Consider the following 20062-nt stretch of genomic DNA (forward strand, 5'->3'; position numbering starts at 1 on the left):
GTGTGCTTAGTCCGCTAAAGTAAGAATATCGTTGTACTCCTCTGGATTGACCAAGACACGGAGGGCTTCCAAGCGCGACGGATCATTCTCAAGGGAAGCTTGAATTCTTCCTTTGCGGTAGTAGTAGCGCTGTGCGATTTCTACGCGAAGCGCTTCTTCAATTTCGCTGCGGTACTTGTAAATGTCGTTCTTCTTGTGCTCATCAAGCTCTTGCTTCATGCGCTCCAATTCTCCTTCAAGGGCTTCGAAGTATTTCTCCTCCTCTGCCGTCTTGAGCAGTTGGTCGTACTTCTTCTCTGTATCGGTTTTGAACTCGAACTCGCGTTCGCGGACAAAGGCGACGAACTCGTCGTACTCCGCATCCGAGAGGGCAAAGGCGTCTGGAGCGTCGATGCTGTCGTGTTCAAAGTAGTACTTGTTGGCATAGTCAAAGACAATGCTCTGGGAGATGAGTGCTCGAGACACCTCGTGGTAATCACGTCCATCTACGTCTACGTCTGGTCCAATACCGGCTCCGTCATAAACGGTACGCCCATTGGCTGTTTCAAAGGGAGTACGCAGTGAGTCCGGAATGCGTTTTACTTTACCGTCTTCATCGCGCTCAGAGTAGTTGATGGCTTGAATGCATCGTCCACTTGGGGTGTAGTACTTAGCGATGGTCACCTTGAGCTGCGCATTGTAGCTCAATTTACGCGGCTGCTGCACTAGGCCTTTCCCAAAGGTTTGCTCCCCAATGATCACGGCGCGATCCAAATCTTGAAGGGTTCCCGAAACGATCTCAGAGGCCGAAGCCGACCCTTGGTTGACCAAAATAGCGAGTGGAATTTCAGTATCCAAAGGCTCGTTGATACCACGATAAGTTTTGTCCCACTCCTTAACTTTTCCTCGTGTGCTGACAATTTCAGTTCCTTTCGGTACAAAGAAGTTCACGATGTTCACCGCTTCGCGTAGGAGTCCACCAGGGTTTCCACGAAGGTCAAGGACTAGACCTTTGAGTTCACCATCTTCATTGAGGTCCTTGTAAGCCGCCTTGATATCGCGCGATGCTTTATCCGTAAAGCTCGAAAGCTTAATGTAGCCAACGCCATTTTCCAGCATTCCGTAGTAGGGCACGCAGTCCACCTGGATTTTTCCGCGGGTCAAGGTCTTGGTAAACTCTTCATCGGTCCACGGTCGACGTACGCGAATTTCTACGTCACTTCCCGCCTCGCCTTTGAGCACCTCGCTCGTTTGAGAAGTGGTAAATCCTTTCACTGATTTTCCATCTACTTCCAGCAGAATGTCCCCGGCTTTTAGACCCGCTTCATCAGCGGGGAACCCTAAGTAGGGCTCAGAAATCATAATCATCTCGTCTTGACGGCGAATCAACGCGCCAATTCCACCGTATTCACCGGTGGTCTGAAAACGAAAGTCTTCGATCTTAGATTCTGGAATGTAATTGGTGTAAGGATCCAGGGATTCCAACATAGCGTCGATACCTGTTTTGACCAGGTCCCCCGGCTCAATCTCATCCACGTAATACGTGTTGAGTTCCTGAAATAATGTGGTGAAGATGTCCAACTGCTTGGAGATCTCGAAGTAACTGCCTTGAAAAGCGCTGCCGACCAACAATACCGCTACCAATCCGATAGCCATTAATCCGCGCTTCAAGCTTGTGAGTAGAATTTTCATATTCAATCTATTTTTCCCGTTCGGCCTGCTGTTGTAAAAACGCCTCAAAAAGTACACATATTTTCCGCTCCAATTCCTCCAATGGTCGGTCCTCAGAATCGAGGTAGACGATCATAGCGGCGGTCGGTTCTTGCACCTGCCCTAACCACTCTTCTTTGTGAAGTCTGTAGGCTTCGCGCATTTTGCGTTTGATGCGATTGCGCCTCACGGCGCGATTCACTTTTCGCTTCGGTACGCTCAAAGCCACCTGGAACGGTTGAGTCACCTCAGGCCCAGAATACCAATGCAATCGAAAGGGATATTGTTTCACGGACTGACCTTCGGAAAACAGCTTTTCCATGACCTGTGGTGCGGTCAATCGTTCGTTTTTCCGAAAAGTAGGACTCATCCGTCTAAAGTACGGCTTATTTGCGTCCGTTCGCCTTTTTGATGTACTGCTCCAAAGCCATGGTCATGGAAGGAGCATCTTTACTCGGGGCCTGGATGTTCAGCGTCAATCCCGCATCTTCAACAGCCTTCCAGGTCGTTGGACCAAATGCTGCGATACGCGTTTCGTTTTGCTCAAAATCCGGGAAGTTCTCCAGCAATGACTTAATTCCGGAAGGGCTAAAGAAAACGAGGATGTCATAGAGCACATCGCTCAAGTCAGACAAATCACTACAAACGGTCTTGTACAAGATAGCACGTGTGTAGTTGATCTTGGCCTCTTCCAGTGCCGAGGGAATGTTGGGTTTCAAGATGTCCGATGACGGAAGCAAGAAGGTTTCCTTCTTGTGCTTCTTAATGGTGGGCATCAAGTCCTCAAAACGCGTTTTACCGTAGTAAATCTTGCGCTTGCGATACACAACGTATTTCTGAAGATAGTAAGCAATGGCCTCAGACATACAGAAGTACTTCATGGTGTCCGGCACATTGAAGCGCGTTTCTTCAGCAATGCGGAAATAGTTGTCTACCGCGTTGCGACTGGTGAGGATAACTGCCGTATAGTCTGCGAGGTTCACTCGATCTTTGCGGAACTCTGCTGCATCCACGGATTCTACGTGGATGAAGGGTCGAAAATCGATTTTAACCTTTTGCTTTTCAGCGAGATCAAAATAGGGAGAGCTCTCTGTCTTGGGTTCTGGCTGTGAAACCAGAATCGTCTTTACCTTCTTTTCCGCCATTTCGTTTGCTTCCGTTAAACCGAAATAGTCAACCACTTCGCCATGAGCAGAATAGGGGCTATTTCGAGGCCGCAAATGTACAAAATTAAATAGTAGAAGGAAAGCCGGGTTTGCTTAAGTAACTTTCGGAAAATCTGGACGTAACCCCACAGCAACAACACTCCTCCAAGCCCCAATCCCAGCCAGATGACCAAACGCTGTCCCAGCGGGAGATACAAGGACAAAAGACTACCCACAAACCAGATCCCTCCAACCAAAACGGCATTGGAATATCGTCGAAGGAGGGCATAACGAACCAATGACTCTACGCGGAACAAGCGCCCGACAAAGAGGACAATTGCGGTCCGAAAGAGGTAAAAAAGCAAAAAGAGTGACGATATCAGCCCGAAGGTCAACACATTGGGTCTAGAGAACCAACCGTAGAACTCACCTAAGCGGACGGTCACGAAACCCAAACTCATAAAAAATAGAATACCGATCGGAATATTGAAGTTGTTGAACAACCATCGCTCTTCCCGAGCATAGAGGTTCACATACTGCTCGCTGAATAGGCTGCCCGTGAATTGACGAAATCGCAGAGGATAAGTCATCCTCACGTAGGCCAAAACTGTAAGCCAAATAAAAGCCAATAGCGTTAGCCAATCTCGGCCGCCAATCGAGCGTTCTATAACGTCCAACTCCTGCATGCCGGCAAGGTACAAAAGGAGTCGGGTAGAAAAATTACCTTAGCATAGTGAATCCTTTTAGTTCCCGAATCCACTTCCGCAATACGGGTCTGCTCATCCTACGTCTGGGATATGGACTCAGCTTTGCCTTTATTCACGGCATGCCCAAGCTCCTTGGAGGGTATGATCGATGGGAGGCACTCGGCCGAAAAATGACCTATGTCGGAATTGATTTTTGGCCTGTCATGTGGGGGCTCTCGGCGGCCCTTGCCGAGACCATTGGAGGGCTCTTGATTGCCATCGGATGGGTCACCAAACCCGCAGCAGGATTCTTGGCCTTCACCATGATTGTGGCGGCAGCTATGCACCTCGGACAAGGCGAAGGCCTCCCAGGCGCGTCGCACGCCTTGGAGGCCCTCGTCATTTTCATCGCCTTGATCTTTACCGGATCAGGCAAGTATTCTTTAGAGCAATATTTACTGGACCAGTAAGGGCTTCATTAATGAACCCTGCTCACTAGAGAATTCTACCCAGTACGTACCATTGGCAACATCACTCAATTCAAGACGCACATCGTGTGATCCTTTTTGGTCGCTGTACCAAAGTTGTTGTACAAACTGACCTGAGCTGTTGTACATACGGACGTTCAACCAATCTGTTTGCTGGTCAAAAGAAAGTCTGGTGTAGTCTCGTGCTGGCAATGGGTAGAATTTGGCTTGCAGCACATCTTCGGTCAATCCAACGGTCAAATCCTCGCTTACGGTTACTGCACCCATTGGCAATACGATATCGCCACTGTTGCCGCCATTTCCGTTCGCGAAGAGCAAAACGGCATAGAAGTTCACGTCTCCCGTACCACTTGCTGGAGCCGTCCACTGGAAGGTCCAAGAATTTGAGTTTCCGCTTGCCGTAATACTGCTGGAGGTATGGGTAATATGGCTCTGCCCATTCCCATTCACTTGGGTTCCCGCACCGGACATGAAGCCTCCGACTTTACTGTCATCTGAAGCACGCTCAGCCGTAAAGCTGAATCCGATACGCGGTCCACCGAAAGATCCTCGATCTCCAGAAACGGTAATATCATAGGTCTGACCGGGAATATATCCACTGGCGGGAATTCCGCTGACGTCTACGTCGGCCATTTGATCGGTTACGGTACCGCCTGTGTGGCATCCGTTGGCACAGCTCACACCGTTATCGCCAGGGCTTCCGGTGCGACCAGAAGGCCCAGCAGAGCTGTTGGTTAAGGCCGGAGTGGCCATAAAGACTGCTGCCGCCGGCAGCAAAAGAAACAAGTAAACTTTTTTCATCTAGAGGACAGTTTAAGAGGTTGTGTTGAATAAGGGCGCAACAATAAATCCATTACATTTGTTCCGTTTTCAAAAGAAGCACTGTTGCCATGGCCAAAACTGACCAATTTCAATCTCCGGATTACTACCTTTTTGATGATTTGCTTACTGAAGAGCACAAGCTCGTTAGAGACGCTACCCGCGATTGGGTAAAGCGCGAAGTGAGCCCCATTATTGAGGACTACGCACAACGCGCAGAATTCCCAACACAAATCGTCAAAGGACTAGCAGAAATCGGAGCCTTTGGACCTTATATTCCTCAAGAATACGGAGGAGCCGGACTCGATCAAATGTCCTACGGACTTATGATGCAAGAGATCGAAAGAGGCGATTCTGGAGTAAGATCCACGTGTTCTGTACAGAGTTCGTTGGTTATGTACCCCATTTTCGCCTACGGAAATGAGGAGCAGCGCCAAAAATACTTGCCCAAACTCGCCTCCGGAGAGTTCGTCGGTTGCTTTGGTTTGACCGAGCCCAACCACGGATCCAACCCGGGAGGAATGACCACCAACTTCGTTGAAGACGGAGACCACTACGTCCTCAACGGTGCTAAAATGTGGATCTCAAATGCTCCATTCGCGGATGTTGCAGTCGTGTGGGCGAAGAACGAAGAAGGACGCATCCACGGACTCATCGTTGAGCGTGGCATGGAAGGGTTCTCTACGCCTGAAACCCATGGAAAATGGAGTTTGCGCGCCAGCGCAACGGGCGAGCTCGTATTCGAAAATGTCCGCGTTCCTAAAGCCAATTTACTTCCCAATAAATCCGGCCTAGGTGCTCCACTTGGATGCTTGGACAGTGCCCGCTATGGAATTGCCTGGGGTGCACTGGGTGCAGCCATGGACTGCTACGATACCGCCCTTCGCTATTCTAAGGAGCGCGAGCAGTTTGGAAGACCGATTGGCGGATTCCAATTGCAACAAAAGAAATTGGCCGAGATGATCACTGAGATCACCAAAGCTCAGGCCTTGACCTGGCGATTGGGCCAATTAAAGAATGAGGGACGAGCAACATCTGCTCAGATCTCCATGGCTAAGCGCAACAATGTGGATATGGCCTTGAAAGTGGCTCGTGAAGCACGACAAATGTTGGGTGGAATGGGCATCACAGGAGACTACCCCATCATGCGCCACATGATGAACCTCGAGTCGGTGGTTACCTATGAAGGCACCCATGACATTCACTTACTGATTACAGGATTGGATATTACTGGGCTGAACGCCTTTAAGTAATTCAAGAATGCGCCACGGCGGGCTCTACCCAGTCCCCGTGCTCACGTATCAGTTCAATCAATTCGTCAAGCGCATGTTCCGCTGGAATATTCCGCTTCACGACCTCTTTTTCCTTGTACAAGGTAATCTTGCCCGGACCGGTTCCCACGTAGCCGTAGTCCGCATCCGCCATTTCACCCGGGCCGTTGACGATGCATCCCATGATGCCGATTTTCACGCCCTTCAAGTGATCCGTGCGCTGACGAATCATGGCCGTGGTTTCCTGCAGATCAAAGAGGGTACGACCACAACTGGGACAGCTGATGTATTCCGTCTTACTGATCCTGGTGCGCGTCGCTTGCAAAATGCCGAACATGGTCGCGTTCACGGTCTTGGCAGAAACCGAAGCATCGGCCTCCGACCAAACGCCATCGCCAAATCCGTCGATGAACAAGGCCCCTAAGTCCGTCGCTGAGAAGAGTTGAAAATCTTCTGCGCCTACGGCGCGATAAGCCCGTCGAACCACCACAGGAATCTCCAGGTTCAGTCGCAACAATTCCATAAAAGCGCGACGCTGCTCAGCCATGCCGTGGTCGTGATGGGTCTCGAGCACGAGGATGGCCGTGGCATCGGCCCGTAGGGCCAAAATAAACTCCTCCTGAAAAAGGTCCTTCAAGTCGGCACGGACAAAATTTCGTTCGGTACTGCGCGGATGATCGCTCAGATACTGCTCCGGAGTCAAAAGAGGATAGTGCCGGTCTTTCATTTCCCAGAACTGGGCGTTCTGGATGACGCCCAAGGTCCCTGGCAAATCAAAATCGACGCCGTGATCGCCTACGAAGGCGTAGTCACAGGCCTGGTCGGCCAAGTTCCACTTATCCAAAGGCACGCTGTAGGTGTATCCTACCGGAAAGAGGGTGGCCGGAGTGATTTGATCTCGGTCGCTGAAATCAGCAACAACCACTGGTACATTTTTACCCCCAACATTACCCACAGCAGCGGTATGCCGGCGCGTGTATTCAAAGGGATTATAGGGAAGCTCGTCAAGGCTCGGAATAGACTTCGCGTCACTCCGATGCTTATAGCGTTCGGCCAATCGGCGCGCCACGGGAATTTCCGCTTCAGGCTCTTCAGTCAAGGAAACGCGAATGGTATCGCCTAAACCGTCCTCGAGCAGTGTTCCAATGCCCACGGCTGACTTGATTCGGCCATCTTCTCCTTCCCCAGCTTCGGTGACTCCGAGGTGCAAGGGATAGTTCATGCCTTCGCGATAGAAGTAGTGCATAAGAAGGCGATAGGCTTGAACCATGACTTGTGGATTGCTCGCCTTCATGGAGAGCACGATGTCGTGATAGTCCAGATCTCGGCATATGCGAAGGAACTCCATCGCCGATTCGACCATTCCCATTGGGGTGTCTCCATAACGGCTCAGAATCCGGTCGCTCAGCGAACCGTGATTGGTCCCGATGCGCATCGCCGTTCCGTTCTCTTTACAGAGCAAAACCAAGGGCTCAAACCTCTTGCGGATTCGATCTAATTCGGCCGCATAGCTCTCGTCCGTATAGTCGATTTCCTCGAACTTCTTTTTGTCCGCGTAATTGCCTGGGTTGACCCGAACTTTCTCGACAATACCCGCCGCAATTTCTGCAGCATTTGGGGTAAAGTGGATGTCGGCCACCAGGGGCGTATCGTAACCTCTAGCACGCAATTCATCCTTGATGGGTCTGAGGTTTTCCGCATCCCGCTTGCTCGGGGCGGTAATGCGTACCAATTCACAACCGGCGTCAATCATCCGTATGGATTGCTCCACCGTTCCCTCGGTGTCCATAGTATCGGTTGTGGTCATGGACTGAAGGCGAATGGGGTTTTCACCACCAAAACCTACTGATCCAATCTGAACCGGACGTGAGGTAAATCTCCTGTGCTGAAATAAACTTTCGCAGTAGCGATAGTCTTCTGGTGTCATGTATTCTTTATTGAATGACAATTTTCTCGGTGCGCAATTCTTGACTGGTACGCGCCTGCAGGAAATAAACACCTGCGGGCTGATGACTCAGGTCGACCTCCCACCGGTATTCGAGTCTCGGCTCCACTTCTTCGCTGGCCACAACCCGGCCCTGAAGGTCGGTGATGGTCAGTACTGTGGTTTCCGCACTACTCTGTGCGTACTCCACCGAGAAAACACCTGTGCTTGGATTTGGATAAACCTCCAGCCACAAGGAAAGTTCTTCAGGCACGGAGAACCCGCTGGTCACCGTAAACTCGTAGTCGTGACGCGTTCCAAAATCAGGCTTGAACACCTTGAGGATTCCCCCATCTACTGCACGAAGTCGGCAATAGCCAGAGCCTTCATTGTCCGCCCACCAACTGAGGCCGTTCTTACCGCTATCGTTCAATCGGAAGTGATAACATCCTTGCGACAATTGGAAGGTGTCGCGGTGGATGGTGTTGTTGGCCAGATTGTTCCCAGAGTACAAGACGGTTCCATTGTAATCCTCTAAAGTCCAGCTCGTCTGATGTCCCATGAGGTTGGTGCGCAGCTCTAGGTAGATGTCCTTGGGATGATCGGGCACCAATTCTATGGATCGTTCTTGACGATCGTTCCATGATGTTCCATCCGTCCCTTGACCGTTCACATCGATGATTTCCGCATAAAACATCGGAGGAAAAAGGGTCCCGACATATCCCACTGGGAGGTCGACAAGAGCACTCTCCCCATAAGCCAGGTTTCCCGTCCAGGTATGGACTGTTGGACCGCCTCCAGCCGCATACTGAATCTCAACGCTGGTCAGTGGCGTGGCCCCGTAGTTTTTAATTTCCACTTGTGCATTTCCGCAAATGGGGTTCATGCGTCGGTACTCTTCGTGATCACTCGGCGCCAAGACATTCTCAATGGCCGCATCTAGGGTGCGGTTGAATCCACCGTATTGGAACAAGACCGCACTGAAAAAATAAGAAGGGGTCTGTGTACCGCTCCAAGCGTAGTTCTGGATTCCCAGATCGACCTCATGGGTTTGACCAGCGGTCACATGTGGAGTTAATTCATGCCAATATCCGGTAGCTTTTGACCCCGGACACCAGTTGGCCCGATCATAGAGCCAAGTTCCCCCTTGCGGATAGATGGGGTTTAACCCGCAATCGTCACGCCACATGCTCTGAGTAACGTGCTGTGTTCCATCGACGAAGACGTAGTAATCACGCGGGCAGAACTCAGCGCAATTGACATTATTATCAAAACCGTGTCCACTCGTAATAACGCGCATGGCTGCACCCTGCATTCCGGCGTCCATTGCGACATCTTGCGGTGTTAAGAAGAGTGAATCTACCGTTGATTGATTCTGATACTGAAAACTTCGATTGACCAAGGTTGTCATGGACAGAACATCTCGTGGCGGTGTTCCTTCAATCATGTGAAACGTCACGGTCGCTGAAAAACCACTCGACCATCCGCTGTATCGAGCCCGTATGCGCACACTGTCTTGAAGAAGCATTTGATAGTCGGTCACATCGTAGTAGAATCGATGACTCCAGTTGTTGTTGTAGCCTTGCTGATTGTTGGCCATATAACCGCCATAAGGAGTAATCGCACGCCCCAGTTCGTAGTCGTCGAAAACTTGAAAGACGTTCCAAGTGGTGTCAATGACAGTTCCATTGGTATCAATACTTGCAATGGTCGAATCGAATGTCCCGGTCGGAATTTGAGCGATGATCTGAGTGGTATAATCCCAATCGCTGCAACCGTTACTGGCGCAGCCCATTTCGTATTCCATGACCACGCGGCCAAAAGTTTGTCCCGACGGAAAAACGGCCCATTCATCGTAGTTTCCATACCAAGTCATGTCCATAGCCTGCTGAGCCGTAACAATGGTGGTGTCTCCAGGGGCCGCCTGTGCGGAAAATGATAAGCCCAACACAAGGGCGAGCAGTCGTACTTTCCTATTCATTTCTTCAATTTTTGATCAACTTCCGTGACGCCGCCTGAAACGATAAACTTCATGATCTCCGCCGGATTGGCATCAATCGGGGTCACGTACTGTTTCGGTACTAAAAAGAGTTGCCCGCTAAACGCGTAACTGTGTGGAACGTAGACGGCGATTAAATCTTCTTCTACGTGAATTCTGCTCAGGTCCTCCTCCGTTACAAATCCCAGCCTTTCGATGCCCGAGTGTTCGTAGAGCTTTATGCTCACCGGCTTCTTAAATGCCCGCTTGGATCCGACAAAAGCCTGAATGAGATCCTTCATCGAGGTGTAAATCAAGTTGACCAAGGGGGCTCTGGTCAACAAGTTTTCAATGAAGGTGATGATGGGCAGGGTAATCAAATACGATCCGATCCAGCCGATTATGGTAATGGCCAAGACCATGGTCAGAATGCCCAAACCTGGATATTCAAAAGGTAAAAGACCGTCGACAATCACAAAGGCTTCGTAGAGAACATACACCGTCACTCCAATAGGCACGAGGTACAAAAGTCCCTGTAGAAAATACTTGGCGAGCGTCTTCATGGGGCTAAGATAGCCATTCTTACATCGAAGATCACTGCATGCAAACACTTGATAATCAGCTTTATTTAGTACTTTCCATTCCAAACCAAAACCCAAACTTGACTATGAAAAAAATAATTGCACTCTCGTTCCTGTTCGCGCTTCCACTGCTGAGCTGGGCGCAAGATGAATCGGCGGAGGAAGACTCGGGTCCTGCGTACATGATGGTTCAGCTCACGTATATTCTTCCTGAAATTGGCATGGAGGATGATTTTGAGGAGGCCGTCCTTAAACACAACGAAAAGTATCACAGCGAATCTCCCTACACCAGTCAGCTTTGGCGCGTGAGATCTGGTGAAGACGCGGGCTGGTATATCTGGACTATGGGACCCATGATCTATTCAGACCTGGAAGGTGCTCCCGGAAAAGGAGACCACAATGATGCTTGGAACAAGAATGTTGCGCCCATGATCTCCGAGTACGGGCACAATGAAAACTGGGTCTATAAAGAGGATTGGTCCCATTCTGACGGTTCCCGAAACGATCATGAAATCGTGTGGTTTATGGATGTTGAGGAAACCGAAAAGGACCGCTTTGCTGCCTTTATGAATAAAGTAGGTAAATTGTACCAAGAAGTCGACAAGCCCTTCATGAGCTGGAGTGGTTCGTTTACGTCCTATGGACGAGACTATGCTTTAGTCATCCCATTTGCCGACTACTCGTGGTTTGATACCAGTAATTGGGACATAGAAACCGACTTTGACGAAATGTACGGAGAAGGCTCATGGGAGATGGGCATGGAGATGATGGACGAAATTGTAGTGAAACAAACCGACGCGCTTTGGGATCGTGTCAAATAATATTCCCCTTTGATCAAACCCTGAAAGACCCCGCCAAGAGCGGGGTTTTTTATTGGAGCTCCTCGCGGACTTTTTTAGGCAAGCTTTTGAAAATAAGGTCATAGCTGTCTCGAATCCAGCCGAAGATGATTTCCGATTCTATGGAGCCGTCCATAATGACCTGATTCCAGTACTTTTTATTCAAATGCCAGCCGGGCTCCACCGCAGGATAATCCGCTCGGGTCTCCAGGACATTTTCAGGCGTCATTTTCAGTGAAATTTGAGCTGGCGTTTTTTCGAGCGGGAGAAAGGCAAAAATTTTATTTCCAACGCGCATGACCAGCGTATCGGCATCAAAAGGAAAATCCTCGGTCACGTGTGGCAAGGACAAACAAGCTTCTCGGAGTTCTTCGTAATTCATAGGACCAGGAAATTAATCAAGACCTAACAAAATTCATTTTTTTTCTCTTGAAATTGAACCTAATTAGCCCTAGATAATCACACCCCTATGAGCGATCGACTGAAAACTCTTACAGATAAAATCTACCACGAAGGAATCGAAAAGGCGCAAGAAGAGAGCGCGCGAATCCTCGAGCAAGCCAAAAAAGATGCGGCCGATCTCAAGGCAAAATCGGAACAGGAACGAAGGGACCTGATCGCGCAGACGGAACGCGAAATGGAGAGCTACCGAAAGAAGGTCATGTCGGAAATTCGGATGAGTGCGCGAAAGACAGCTAATCAGATTAAAAAACAACTGCATGAGCTTTTGGTCGAGAAGGCCATAGAGCGGCCTGCGAAAGAGCGTCTAGACGACCCCGAGGTGATGAAGGATATTTTGAGTTCCGCCGCCGGCGCATTGACTCGAGATGGCAGTGGTGGTTGGAAGATCGAAGTATCCACGGAACTCTACAGCAAAATTCAACCGGCTGTTGAGGCTACGGAACATCACATGTTGCGCGAGGGTGTTGAACTTCGGGGAAGCGCCGACATCGAGAGCGGATTTGTCATTCGAGAAGAAGCAGGTCAATACAAGATCGTATTTGATGAGGCTACGTTCACGGCTTTTCTTGGACAGTTTCTCAAAGTTGAGACTCGGAACCTTCTGGAAGAATGAAGTACTACGGACTCATCAGCGGGCTTCCAACATTGCGGATTATGCGTCCAGCACAGCCGCCTGTAGCAGATCTTCGGGCCATGCTGGATCAATACCTCAGTGGCCGAGATTCCGCGGTGGTTCATCACTTCTTCTATCAGTGGGACTTGACCAATTACAACGCTTACGTACAAGCCAAAGATTGGTGGATGGAAGGTGGAAATCTCGATCGAGCGGCCATTGAAGAATGGTACAAAAAAGACAAAGCGCCGGACACACCCTTCGGCGAAGAAGCGCCTACCGCCCTCGGAGAACGAAAGACCCCTATTCAACGCATACAGGATCACTGGGAAACCTACTACGCGGTGATGAGTGAGCTGAGCGATGGGCGACTGGATCGTTTACTCATTGCCGATAAAACGCTCAAGAATTTCTTCAAAGGGACCATGGAGCGGAAAACGGGTGCCAAAGCCGGAGTCCATTATTTGAGCGGCGGACTCTTCGATCGCTACAGTTACAACAAACTCCTCATCGCGGACATCCAAGCGGAGTACCCCCAACTCGCCCAAGTGCTCACCTTCTTTGAAGAAGGCGATCCCTTCGTTCGAGAGCAAAAAATGCTGGAGGTCAAATGGAACTTCTTGGACTACCTCGCTTTTTTTGACCCCTTCGGCATGCCCGGGCTAATCTCTTGGCTCATGAAGTACCTGGACCTGGCAAAATGGGGGCAAAACAACCCTAAGCGCGGCGCGCTTTACGTTCGTGAATTCGAAAACAATATTGTGAATCAAATCCCACATACGCCATGAAAACCCGTGGAGTCATCAAAGGAATCATCGCCAACCTCCTGCTGGTGGAAGCAGAGAACGCGGTTGGGCAAAACGAGATCTGCATGATTGAACATCAAGGCACAGAGCTCATGGGTGAGGTGATCAAGATCGCCGGTAAAACGGCCTATGTCCAGGTATTTGACAGTACTCGTGGACTGCGTGTTGGCACGGAAGTCGTCTTTACAGGTAGCCTTTTGGAGGTGACCCTAGGTCCAGGCATGCTATCTAAAAACTACGATGGCCTGCAAAACGATCTAGCTGAGATTGACGGTCTATTCCTGGATCGGGGAGCTCGATCCAGAGCTTTAGACCCCAAGGCCGAGTGGCACTTTCATCCGGCCGTGAAGGCCGAAGAAAAAGTCATCGCGGGAAGCTGGCTAGGCCATGTCGACGAGCACGGGATCCAACACCAAATCATGGCACCCTTCGACTTAGAGGGAGAATGGATCATCGAATCGGTTGTTGAGGCTGGAACCTACCAAGCGGATAGCGTTTTAGCAAGGCTTCGAAAGGGGGACGAACAACGCGAGGTGAACATGATCCAACGATGGCCGGTCAAACTGGCCCTTCATCGATTCAAGGACAAGCCACGCCCCAGTCGACTGCTCGAAACAGGAGTGCGCACCATTGACAGCTTGAACCCCATGCTCGAAGGTGGTGTGGGTTTCATACCCGGGCCATTTGGATCTGGAAAGACCGTACTGCAGCACGCCATTTCAAAGCAAGCGGAGGCCGATATTGTGATTGTAGCCGCCTGCGGCGAGCGCGCCAACGAAGTGGTGGAGATCTTCAAAGAGTTCCCCGAGCTGGATGATCCGCACACGGGAAAGAAATTGATGGACCGGACCATCATTATTGCCAACACTTCCAATATGCCGGTCGCTGCCCGAGAGGCCTCGGTCTACACGGCGATGACCCTTGGAGAATACTACCGTCAAATGGGGCTTCGAGTACTATTACTTGCAGACTCTACGAGTCGATGGGCGCAGGCCTTACGCGAAATGAGTAATCGCCTGGAAGACCTCCCCGGACCCGATGCCTTCCCTATGGATCTGACCGCCATCATCTCCAATTTTTACGCCCGCGCCGGACGGGTTGAACTGCACAACGGAAGCTACGGCTCCATCACCTTCATCGGAACCGTTTCGCCCGCAGGTGGTAACCTGAAAGAACCGGTGACCGAGTCTACCAAAAAAGCCACCCGCTGTTTTTACGCGCTGGCGCAAAGAAGGGCGGACAGCAAACGCTATCCGGCTATTGACCCCATACTCAGTTACTCCAAATACCTCGAGTATCCGGAATTTCAGGCCTATGCCGCCGAGCACATTTCCAACCATTATGTGGACGCCATTCAGGAGATGAAAAACCTGCTTCAGCGAGGAGGCGAATCCAATGATCAAATCAATATTCTCGGAGATGATGGGGTCCCCTTAGCCTACCATGTTCACTTCTGGAGGGCCGAGTTGATCGACTTCGTCATTCTGCAGCAAGATGCCTTTGACCAAATAGACGCCATGACGCCTATGGCCCGCCAGATGGAAATGTTAGACCTCGTCCTGGACATCTGCCGAAGAGACTTGCCCTTTGAGCACTTCGAAGAGGTATCGAGCTTTTTCAAGGGTCTGATCAACGACTGCAAACAGCTCAACTACACTGCCTATCAAACCGAAGATTATGCTACCCGAAAAGCGGCCATAGAGACGATCGTTCGGGAGCGTGCTGAACCCGTAAACGCCTGATTATGGAATTGCCCAAACACTACACGGCCATTAAGAACATGACCAAGGCAACCTGCACGCTGGAAGCGGAAGGCGTGGGAAATGAAGAACTCGCCTTGGTTGGAGGTAGACTTGCCCAGGTGGTTAAAATCATCGACCGAGAAGTGACCCTCCAAGTCTTCGGCGGTACCGAAGGCCTCTTTACCGATGCCGAAACCGTCTTCCTAGGCAAGGCCCCGACCCTTCACGTCGGCGACGACCTCATCGGGCGTTTCTTCAACGGATACGGAGCACCTATAGATGGTGGACCCGAGCTCATGGGTAAAGAAACCGAGATCGGTGGACCTACAGTCAATCCCGTACGACGTAAACAGCCCTTCCAACTCATTGCCACGGGAATTGCGGGGATTGACTTGAATAACACCCTGGTTGCGGGTCAAAAAATCCCCTTCTTCGCCAACAGCGATCAGCCTTACAACGAAGTGATGGCTACGGTGGCCCTACGGGCCGAAGCCGATAAAATCATCCTCGGCGGAATGGGATTGACCAACGACGACTACCTCTACTTCAAACAACTTTTTGAAGAGGAAGGCGTGCTGGACAAGATTGTGGGATTCGTCAACACCACCGACAACCCACCACTGGAGCGCCTACTGGTTCCGGACATGGCCTTGACGGCAGCGGAGTACTTTTCCATCCAGAAAAACGAGAATGTCTTGGTCCTGTTGACCGATATGACCCTCTATGCCGATGCCCTCAGTATTGTGAGCAACCGTATGGATCAAATTCCTTCCAAGGACTCTATGCCTGGATCCTTGTATTCTGATCTGGCCCGCATCTATGAGAAAGCGGCGCAGTTTCCGGAAGGCGGCTCCATCACCATCATCGCGGTAACCACCTTGAGCGAAGGGGACATCACGCACGCCATTCCAGACAACACGGGATACATCACCGAAGGACAGCTATTCCTTCGGAAAGATGCGGAAGTCGGGCGAGTCATCGTTGACCCTTTCCGTAGCCTTAGTCGACTGAAGCAGCTGGTTATTGGAAAGCAGACTCGTGAAGACCATCCACAGGTGATGAATGCCGCGGTTCGCCTCTACGCCGATGCCGCCAACGCCCGGACCAAGTTGGAAAATGGCTTTGACCTCACGGACTACGACAAACGCGCACTGGACTTTGCCAAAGAATACGCACGCACCATCTTGAGCATCGATGTCCAACTGGATACACATTCGATGCTCGAACAGACGTGGACGCTGTTCAGCAAATACTTCAGTGTTGAAGAACTCGGTATCAAAGCAACCTTCACGGATCAATACTACACCGACTGATGGCCATCCAATTTCAATACAACAAGACTTCTCTGAACGACCTCGGCAAGCAGCTGAAGGTGCGCGAGGGAGCCTTGCCTATATTGAAAAACAAGGAAAGCGCTCTTCGGGCCGAGGTGATCAAGCACAAGTCCCTACTCAAAGGTGCTGAAAGGTCCCACGCGCAGGTGCGCGAAGAAGGTGAACACCTGCAGCCCCTCATTGGCCGCTTTCCCATTGAGTGTATTTCCATTGATCAGGTGGCGATCGAGAACCGCAAAATCGCCGGAGTCAGCATACCTGTTTTTCAGGCCGTGGCGCTCAAGTTTTCGGAAATCCTCTGGCATGAGGCGCCCCACTGGTACCCGGATGTCTTCGCTCATTTAGAACGAGAAGCCGAAGAAGCGGTAAAGCTGGAATTGGCTCGCCGCCAATTGAAAATTTTGGAACGCGAGCGCAAGCGCACGACGCAAAAAGTCAACCTCTATGAGAAGGTTCAGATTCCGGACCTCAGAGAGGCAGTGAAGAAAATCAAACGCTTCCTCGAGGATAAGGAGAACCTCTCCAAGGCCGCACAGAAAATTGTCAAAGCCCGAAAGATGGACTCATGATAGCACCCATGCTGAAATACGAAGTCCTGGTCTTCCATCGTGAGGCCGATCAGCTCCTCAAGACGCTGAAGCGCTTGGGTGTGGTGCACATCAAAAAACTCAAGCACGACCCTGAGGGCCACACGGCCCAGCTCAAATCGGTTCAGCTCCACCTCAAGCAGAGCCGAACCCGTTTCGAACGGCTTCTCCCAAATGAGTCGCTCCCTAACGCCTCCCTGCTTGAAAACTTCAATCTCGAGCAACTGGACGCCTACCTCGAAGAACTGAAGTCCCTGCTCAAAACAATACCACGGCTTGAGGAAGACGAATTCCACGTTCGGCATTTCGGAGCTTATGATGCTCACAAGGTCAAGGCCCTTAAAGAACGCGGCCTGTATATGCACCTCTATTCGGTTGGGATCGGAAAAATGCACCCCAAGTGGCGTCAGGAACACGCCATTGAACCGCTGTTCGAGACGGGTCGCAAAAGCTACTTCGCCCTCATCAGCGATCGTGCAGAACCGCCCACCCTCAAAGCCCAGAGAGAAGAACTCCCCGAACGCTCTCTCAATGAAATTGAGCGTGAGCTGAGCGATTTGCGCCTACGGCGCGATGCTCTTCGCCAGTCCCTGTTCACCCACCGTGAGGAGATTCGACAGTACTTGGACGAGCACGACCTCGAATGCCTAGACCAACTTCAAGAAGTGAATGCGAGTGACCAACTCGTTCATATGAGCTTTGGAAAGGTACTCATGCTTCAGGGGTGGATTCCTAAGGACAAGGCCGATGTGCTCGAAGCGGCGCTAGACGCCTCAGACTACTACTACGAAAAAGAAAAGCCGGTTCCTTCGGATGCACCGCCTGTGAAACTGGAGAACAGAACCTTAGGACGCTGGTTTGAGCCCATCACGAATCTGTTTGCCTTGCCCGACTATCACGAGCTCGACCTAACCCCCTTCTTTGCTCCATTCTTTCTCTTGTTCTTCGGATTCTGTTTGGGGGATGGAGGCTATGGGCTTCTGCTGTTTTTTGTCTTACTCGGTATTCGCAAGCGCGTTCCTCCCGCATACAAAGGAATTTGGGCTCTGGCTCTTGCCTTGGAAGCGGTTGCCTTCCCGGTAGGAATTATTGCCGGAACCTTTTTTGGCATCAACCTATTGGAAACAGATCTGCCCTTACTCCGTCAGTTACGGCCCTTCATGTTGGATGCTGATGCGCTGTTTAATGCAGCCTTAATCATTGGAGCACTTCAAATCTACTTCGGGCTAACCCTGAAAATCATCAATCAATGGAGGCAGTTTGGACCGTCCTATGCCGGTTCTCCCTTCGGCTGGATGCTTTTGCTTACGGGGCTTGGCTGGGGTTATATGAGCGAATTCGCCCTTACCCAGCAAATTTTAACCTGGAGTGGTGTGGCTCTTGTGGTGCTGCTCAGTGATCCAAAAGCGGGTATCCTTGGAAGAGTCGGAAAAGGGCTCTGGGATCTCTACGGCATTACTGGATTCTTTGGAGATTTGCTGAGCTACATTCGCCTTTTCGCCCTAGGCTTGGCCGGATCCATCCTTGGCTTCGTCGTCAATGACATCGCTCTTTCGATTTTGGGAAGCAACCCCATTCTCGGACCCGTATTCTTCGTGATCATGCTCGTCATTGGCCACGGACTGAACATCTTCATTGCTACGTTGGGGGCCTTTGTTCACCCCATGCGTCTCACCTTCGTTGAATTCTATAAAAACGCCGGCTTCTCCGGAGGCGGCGAAGCCTATAAACCTCTGAAGAACTTAAAACCCGAAAAATCATCATGACCACAGCAGTAGTACTCGCCTATTTAGGCATCGGATTAATGATCGGACTGGCCGGAATTGGATCGGCCATTGGCGTCTCGATCGGTGGAAAGGCCACCTTAGGTGCGCTCAAGAAGAATGAAGAAGCCTTTGGAAGTTATATGCTCCTCAGTGCCCTTCCCGGAACTCAGGGGCTCTACGGATTCGCCGGATTCTTCATCATCAACGGGCGCTTAAGTCAGATTACAGAGCTCACCATAAACCAAGGCGGAATGGTCTTCGCCGCTGGACTCGCGCTTGGACTCGTTGGACTCATCTCCGGAATGAAACAAGGCGAAGTGAGTGCTCACGGAATTGAGGGAATTGGATCTGGATACGACGTTTTCGGCCGCACCATGGTCTTGGCGGTATTCCCCGAGCTTTACGCCATTGTCGCCTTTGCCGCGACCTTCTTGATTTCTGCCGGACTATAAGACCCCGAAAATGGCCTTCAAAATCGAAACCGATAGACTTCGAATCGTCGAGTTCGGAGTAGCGGATGCACCCTTCCTCTTTGAACTCATGAATACTCCCGGATGGCTTCAGTGGATTGGAGACCGGAATATTCGGGAAGTGTCCGATGCTGAAAACTTCATTACGGAGAAGTTCCTCGCGAGCTACGTAGACCTCGGGTTTGGTCTGTGGAAAATGGAATTAGCGGAATCCGGAGCACCCATCGGCATGATGGGGTTTGTGAAGCGCGATACGCTTCCCCATCCGGATATTGGGTTCGCTTTACTCCCAGGCTTTGAAGGACGAGGATATGCCTTGGAGGGGGCTCAAGCTACGATGATGTACGGAACGGAAACATTGGAATTTCCAGTGATCATGAGCATTGTCATGGAAGAAAATACGCGCTCCATTTCACTTATTGAAAAGCTAGGCCTTCAGCGCACCGGTGAAGTTTTGGAGGATCACGGGGATCGGGTACTGGTTTTTAGTTCTTAGCCATATCCTCTAGTCCCCAATCCTGCATGCTATCAATAATAGGAAACAGGCTGCGCCCATATTCGGATATAGCGTATTCGACCCTCGGTGGTACCTCTGGAAACACTGTTCTTGTAATTATGCGATCCGCCTCGAGTTCCCTCAATTGATTCACCAACATTTGCTTGCTGATTTCCGGAATTGCTCTCTGGAGCATGGAAAAACGATTACAGTCCTTTCGAAGGAGAAAAATAACAACGGGTTTCCACTTACCTCCAATTAAATTGAGGGTATGCGTCACCGGACAACTATTTGGATTGAAATTCTTGTTTTTCCTCACTACCGCCATTAGTCTATTTTTTTATACTACATCCAATTATTTAGAGT

General features: G+C 50.6%; 21 protein-coding genes. 11 read left to right on the forward strand and 10 right to left on the reverse strand.

Annotated features, from left to right (window positions below; translation table 11 throughout):
* Nucleotides 1–6 precede the first annotated feature (6 nt).
* The 4 genes from HZ996_01875 to HZ996_01890 are packed head-to-tail and all read right to left on the reverse strand — an operon-like array spanning nt 7 to nt 3520.
* Nucleotides 7–1671, reverse strand: a complete 1665-nt coding sequence (locus tag HZ996_01875; GenBank protein ID QTN37937.1) for a S41 family peptidase — start codon at nt 1669–1671, stop codon at nt 7–9.
* Between the two features lie 7 nt (nt 1672–1678).
* Nucleotides 1679–2059: a ribonuclease P protein component gene (gene rnpA / locus HZ996_01880; protein ID QTN37938.1), complete on the reverse strand. Its 381-nt coding sequence runs from the start codon at nt 2057–2059 to the stop codon at nt 1679–1681.
* Nucleotides 2060–2075: 16 nt separating this feature from the next.
* Nucleotides 2076–2834, reverse strand: coding sequence for a uroporphyrinogen-III synthase (locus HZ996_01885; protein QTN37939.1), 759 nt, complete (start codon nt 2832–2834; stop codon nt 2076–2078).
* Between the two features lie 14 nt (nt 2835–2848).
* Nucleotides 2849–3520 carry a DUF4271 domain-containing protein gene (locus HZ996_01890; protein QTN37940.1) on the reverse strand — a complete coding sequence of 224 codons (672 nt, stop codon included), beginning with the start codon at nt 3518–3520 and terminating at the stop codon, nt 2849–2851.
* A gap of 47 nt (nt 3521–3567) precedes the next feature.
* Between HZ996_01890 and HZ996_01895 the strand changes: the two genes are divergently transcribed.
* Nucleotides 3568–3990, forward strand: a complete 423-nt coding sequence (locus HZ996_01895; GenBank protein ID QTN37941.1) for a DoxX family protein — start codon at nt 3568–3570, stop codon at nt 3988–3990.
* Here HZ996_01895 and HZ996_01900 read toward each other — a convergent pair.
* Entirely contained in the window at nt 3976–4809 is an 834-nt protein-coding gene (locus HZ996_01900) for a T9SS type A sorting domain-containing protein (GenBank protein ID QTN37942.1), read from the reverse strand. The two genes, HZ996_01895 and HZ996_01900, sit on opposite strands and share 15 nt — an antisense overlap.
* A gap of 89 nt (nt 4810–4898) precedes the next feature.
* Between HZ996_01900 and HZ996_01905 the strand changes: the two genes are divergently transcribed.
* A complete protein-coding gene (locus HZ996_01905) occupies nt 4899–6080 on the forward strand; it encodes an acyl-CoA dehydrogenase family protein (GenBank protein ID QTN37943.1) in 1182 nt (393 codons plus the stop codon).
* 1 nt (nt 6081) lies between these two features.
* On the opposite strand, the gene ispG is transcribed toward HZ996_01905, so the two are convergent.
* Genes ispG through HZ996_01920 form a run of 3 tightly spaced genes read right to left on the reverse strand, consistent with a single transcriptional unit; the run spans nt 6082 to nt 10563 of the window.
* Nucleotides 6082–8025: a (E)-4-hydroxy-3-methylbut-2-enyl-diphosphate synthase gene (gene ispG / locus HZ996_01910; GenBank protein QTN37944.1), complete on the reverse strand. Its 1944-nt coding sequence runs from the start codon at nt 8023–8025 to the stop codon at nt 6082–6084.
* 7 nt (nt 8026–8032) lie between these two features.
* Nucleotides 8033–10003: a T9SS type A sorting domain-containing protein gene (locus HZ996_01915; protein QTN37945.1), complete on the reverse strand. Its 1971-nt coding sequence runs from the start codon at nt 10001–10003 to the stop codon at nt 8033–8035.
* Nucleotides 10000–10563, reverse strand: a complete 564-nt coding sequence (locus tag HZ996_01920) for a DUF502 domain-containing protein (protein QTN37946.1) — start codon at nt 10561–10563, stop codon at nt 10000–10002. The genes HZ996_01915 and HZ996_01920 overlap by 4 nt, the downstream gene beginning before the upstream one ends.
* Before the next feature lie 104 nt (nt 10564–10667).
* Here HZ996_01920 and HZ996_01925 point away from each other — a divergent pair, with 104 nt between their 5' ends.
* Nucleotides 10668–11402 carry a hypothetical protein gene (locus tag HZ996_01925; protein QTN37947.1) on the forward strand — a complete coding sequence of 245 codons (735 nt, stop codon included), beginning with the start codon at nt 10668–10670 and terminating at the stop codon, nt 11400–11402.
* Between the two features lie 49 nt (nt 11403–11451).
* On the opposite strand, the gene HZ996_01930 is transcribed toward HZ996_01925, so the two are convergent.
* The gene (locus HZ996_01930; GenBank protein ID QTN37948.1) at nt 11452–11802 is read right to left on the reverse strand and encodes an MmcQ/YjbR family DNA-binding protein; all 351 of its coding nucleotides are present in this window, start codon (nt 11800–11802) and stop codon (nt 11452–11454) included.
* Between the two features lie 87 nt (nt 11803–11889).
* Between HZ996_01930 and HZ996_01935 the strand changes: the two genes are divergently transcribed.
* From HZ996_01935 to HZ996_01970, 8 genes are read left to right on the forward strand one after another with little or no spacing between them, the layout of a single operon-like run.
* Complete coding sequence (locus tag HZ996_01935) at nt 11890–12495, forward strand: hypothetical protein (GenBank protein QTN37949.1); 606 nt, start codon at nt 11890–11892, stop codon at nt 12493–12495.
* On the forward strand, nt 12492–13283 hold the full coding sequence (locus HZ996_01940) for a DUF2764 family protein (protein QTN37950.1): 792 nt from the start codon (nt 12492–12494) through the stop codon (nt 13281–13283). Before HZ996_01935 ends, HZ996_01940 begins: the two co-directional genes overlap by 4 nt.
* Nucleotides 13280–15043: a V-type ATP synthase subunit A gene (locus tag HZ996_01945; protein ID QTN37951.1), complete on the forward strand. Its 1764-nt coding sequence runs from the start codon at nt 13280–13282 to the stop codon at nt 15041–15043. Before HZ996_01940 ends, HZ996_01945 begins: the two co-directional genes overlap by 4 nt.
* 2 nt (nt 15044–15045) lie before the next feature.
* Nucleotides 15046–16356, forward strand: a complete 1311-nt coding sequence (locus tag HZ996_01950; protein ID QTN37952.1) for a V-type ATP synthase subunit B — start codon at nt 15046–15048, stop codon at nt 16354–16356.
* Nucleotides 16356–16946 carry a V-type ATP synthase subunit D gene (locus tag HZ996_01955; GenBank protein QTN37953.1) on the forward strand — a complete coding sequence of 197 codons (591 nt, stop codon included), beginning with the start codon at nt 16356–16358 and terminating at the stop codon, nt 16944–16946. The genes HZ996_01950 and HZ996_01955 overlap by 1 nt, the downstream gene beginning before the upstream one ends.
* A complete protein-coding gene (locus tag HZ996_01960; protein ID QTN37954.1) occupies nt 16943–18730 on the forward strand; it encodes a hypothetical protein in 1788 nt (595 codons plus the stop codon). Before HZ996_01955 ends, HZ996_01960 begins: the two co-directional genes overlap by 4 nt.
* Nucleotides 18727–19182, forward strand: coding sequence for a V-type ATP synthase subunit K (locus HZ996_01965; protein QTN37955.1), 456 nt, complete (start codon nt 18727–18729; stop codon nt 19180–19182). Before HZ996_01960 ends, HZ996_01965 begins: the two co-directional genes overlap by 4 nt.
* A gap of 10 nt (nt 19183–19192) precedes the next feature.
* Complete coding sequence (locus tag HZ996_01970) at nt 19193–19696, forward strand: GNAT family N-acetyltransferase (protein ID QTN37956.1); 504 nt, start codon at nt 19193–19195, stop codon at nt 19694–19696.
* On the opposite strand, the gene HZ996_01975 is transcribed toward HZ996_01970, so the two are convergent.
* Nucleotides 19686–20024: a helix-turn-helix transcriptional regulator gene (locus HZ996_01975; protein ID QTN37957.1), complete on the reverse strand. Its 339-nt coding sequence runs from the start codon at nt 20022–20024 to the stop codon at nt 19686–19688. The two genes, HZ996_01970 and HZ996_01975, sit on opposite strands and share 11 nt — an antisense overlap.
* Between the last annotated feature and the right edge of the window lie 38 nt (nt 20025–20062).

It is taken from the genome of Cryomorphaceae bacterium (assembly GCA_017798125.1).
Classification (GTDB): domain Bacteria; phylum Bacteroidota; class Bacteroidia; order Flavobacteriales; family ECT2AJA-044; genus ECT2AJA-044.

What these genes read in the sequence shown, in the direction of transcription:
- HZ996_01875 (QTN37937.1), bottom strand. Translation starts at nt 1,671, where the DNA reads ATGAAAATTCTACTCACAAGCTTGAAGCGCGGATTAATGGCTATCGGA.
- rnpA (QTN37938.1), bottom strand. Translation starts at nt 2,059, where the DNA reads ATGAGTCCTACTTTTCGGAAAAACGAACGATTGACCGCACCACAGGTC.
- HZ996_01885 (QTN37939.1), bottom strand. Translation starts at nt 2,834, where the DNA reads ATGGCGGAAAAGAAGGTAAAGACGATTCTGGTTTCACAGCCAGAACCC.
- HZ996_01890 (QTN37940.1), bottom strand. Translation starts at nt 3,520, where the DNA reads ATGCAGGAGTTGGACGTTATAGAACGCTCGATTGGCGGCCGAGATTGG.
- HZ996_01900 (QTN37942.1), bottom strand. Translation starts at nt 4,809, where the DNA reads ATGAAAAAAGTTTACTTGTTTCTTTTGCTGCCGGCGGCAGCAGTCTTT.
- HZ996_01905 (QTN37943.1), top strand. Translation starts at nt 4,899, where the DNA reads ATGGCCAAAACTGACCAATTTCAATCTCCGGATTACTACCTTTTTGAT.
- ispG (QTN37944.1), bottom strand. Translation starts at nt 8,025, where the DNA reads ATGACACCAGAAGACTATCGCTACTGCGAAAGTTTATTTCAGCACAGG.
- HZ996_01915 (QTN37945.1), bottom strand. Translation starts at nt 10,003, where the DNA reads ATGAATAGGAAAGTACGACTGCTCGCCCTTGTGTTGGGCTTATCATTT.
- HZ996_01920 (QTN37946.1), bottom strand. Translation starts at nt 10,563, where the DNA reads ATGAAGACGCTCGCCAAGTATTTTCTACAGGGACTTTTGTACCTCGTG.
- HZ996_01925 (QTN37947.1), top strand. Translation starts at nt 10,668, where the DNA reads ATGAAAAAAATAATTGCACTCTCGTTCCTGTTCGCGCTTCCACTGCTG.
- HZ996_01930 (QTN37948.1), bottom strand. Translation starts at nt 11,802, where the DNA reads ATGAATTACGAAGAACTCCGAGAAGCTTGTTTGTCCTTGCCACACGTG.
- HZ996_01935 (QTN37949.1), top strand. Translation starts at nt 11,890, where the DNA reads ATGAGCGATCGACTGAAAACTCTTACAGATAAAATCTACCACGAAGGA.
- HZ996_01940 (QTN37950.1), top strand. Translation starts at nt 12,492, where the DNA reads ATGAAGTACTACGGACTCATCAGCGGGCTTCCAACATTGCGGATTATG.
- HZ996_01945 (QTN37951.1), top strand. Translation starts at nt 13,280, where the DNA reads ATGAAAACCCGTGGAGTCATCAAAGGAATCATCGCCAACCTCCTGCTG.
- HZ996_01950 (QTN37952.1), top strand. Translation starts at nt 15,046, where the DNA reads ATGGAATTGCCCAAACACTACACGGCCATTAAGAACATGACCAAGGCA.
- HZ996_01955 (QTN37953.1), top strand. Translation starts at nt 16,356, where the DNA reads ATGGCCATCCAATTTCAATACAACAAGACTTCTCTGAACGACCTCGGC.
- HZ996_01960 (QTN37954.1), top strand. Translation starts at nt 16,943, where the DNA reads ATGATAGCACCCATGCTGAAATACGAAGTCCTGGTCTTCCATCGTGAG.
- HZ996_01965 (QTN37955.1), top strand. Translation starts at nt 18,727, where the DNA reads ATGACCACAGCAGTAGTACTCGCCTATTTAGGCATCGGATTAATGATC.
- HZ996_01970 (QTN37956.1), top strand. Translation starts at nt 19,193, where the DNA reads ATGGCCTTCAAAATCGAAACCGATAGACTTCGAATCGTCGAGTTCGGA.
- HZ996_01975 (QTN37957.1), bottom strand. Translation starts at nt 20,024, where the DNA reads ATGGCGGTAGTGAGGAAAAACAAGAATTTCAATCCAAATAGTTGTCCG.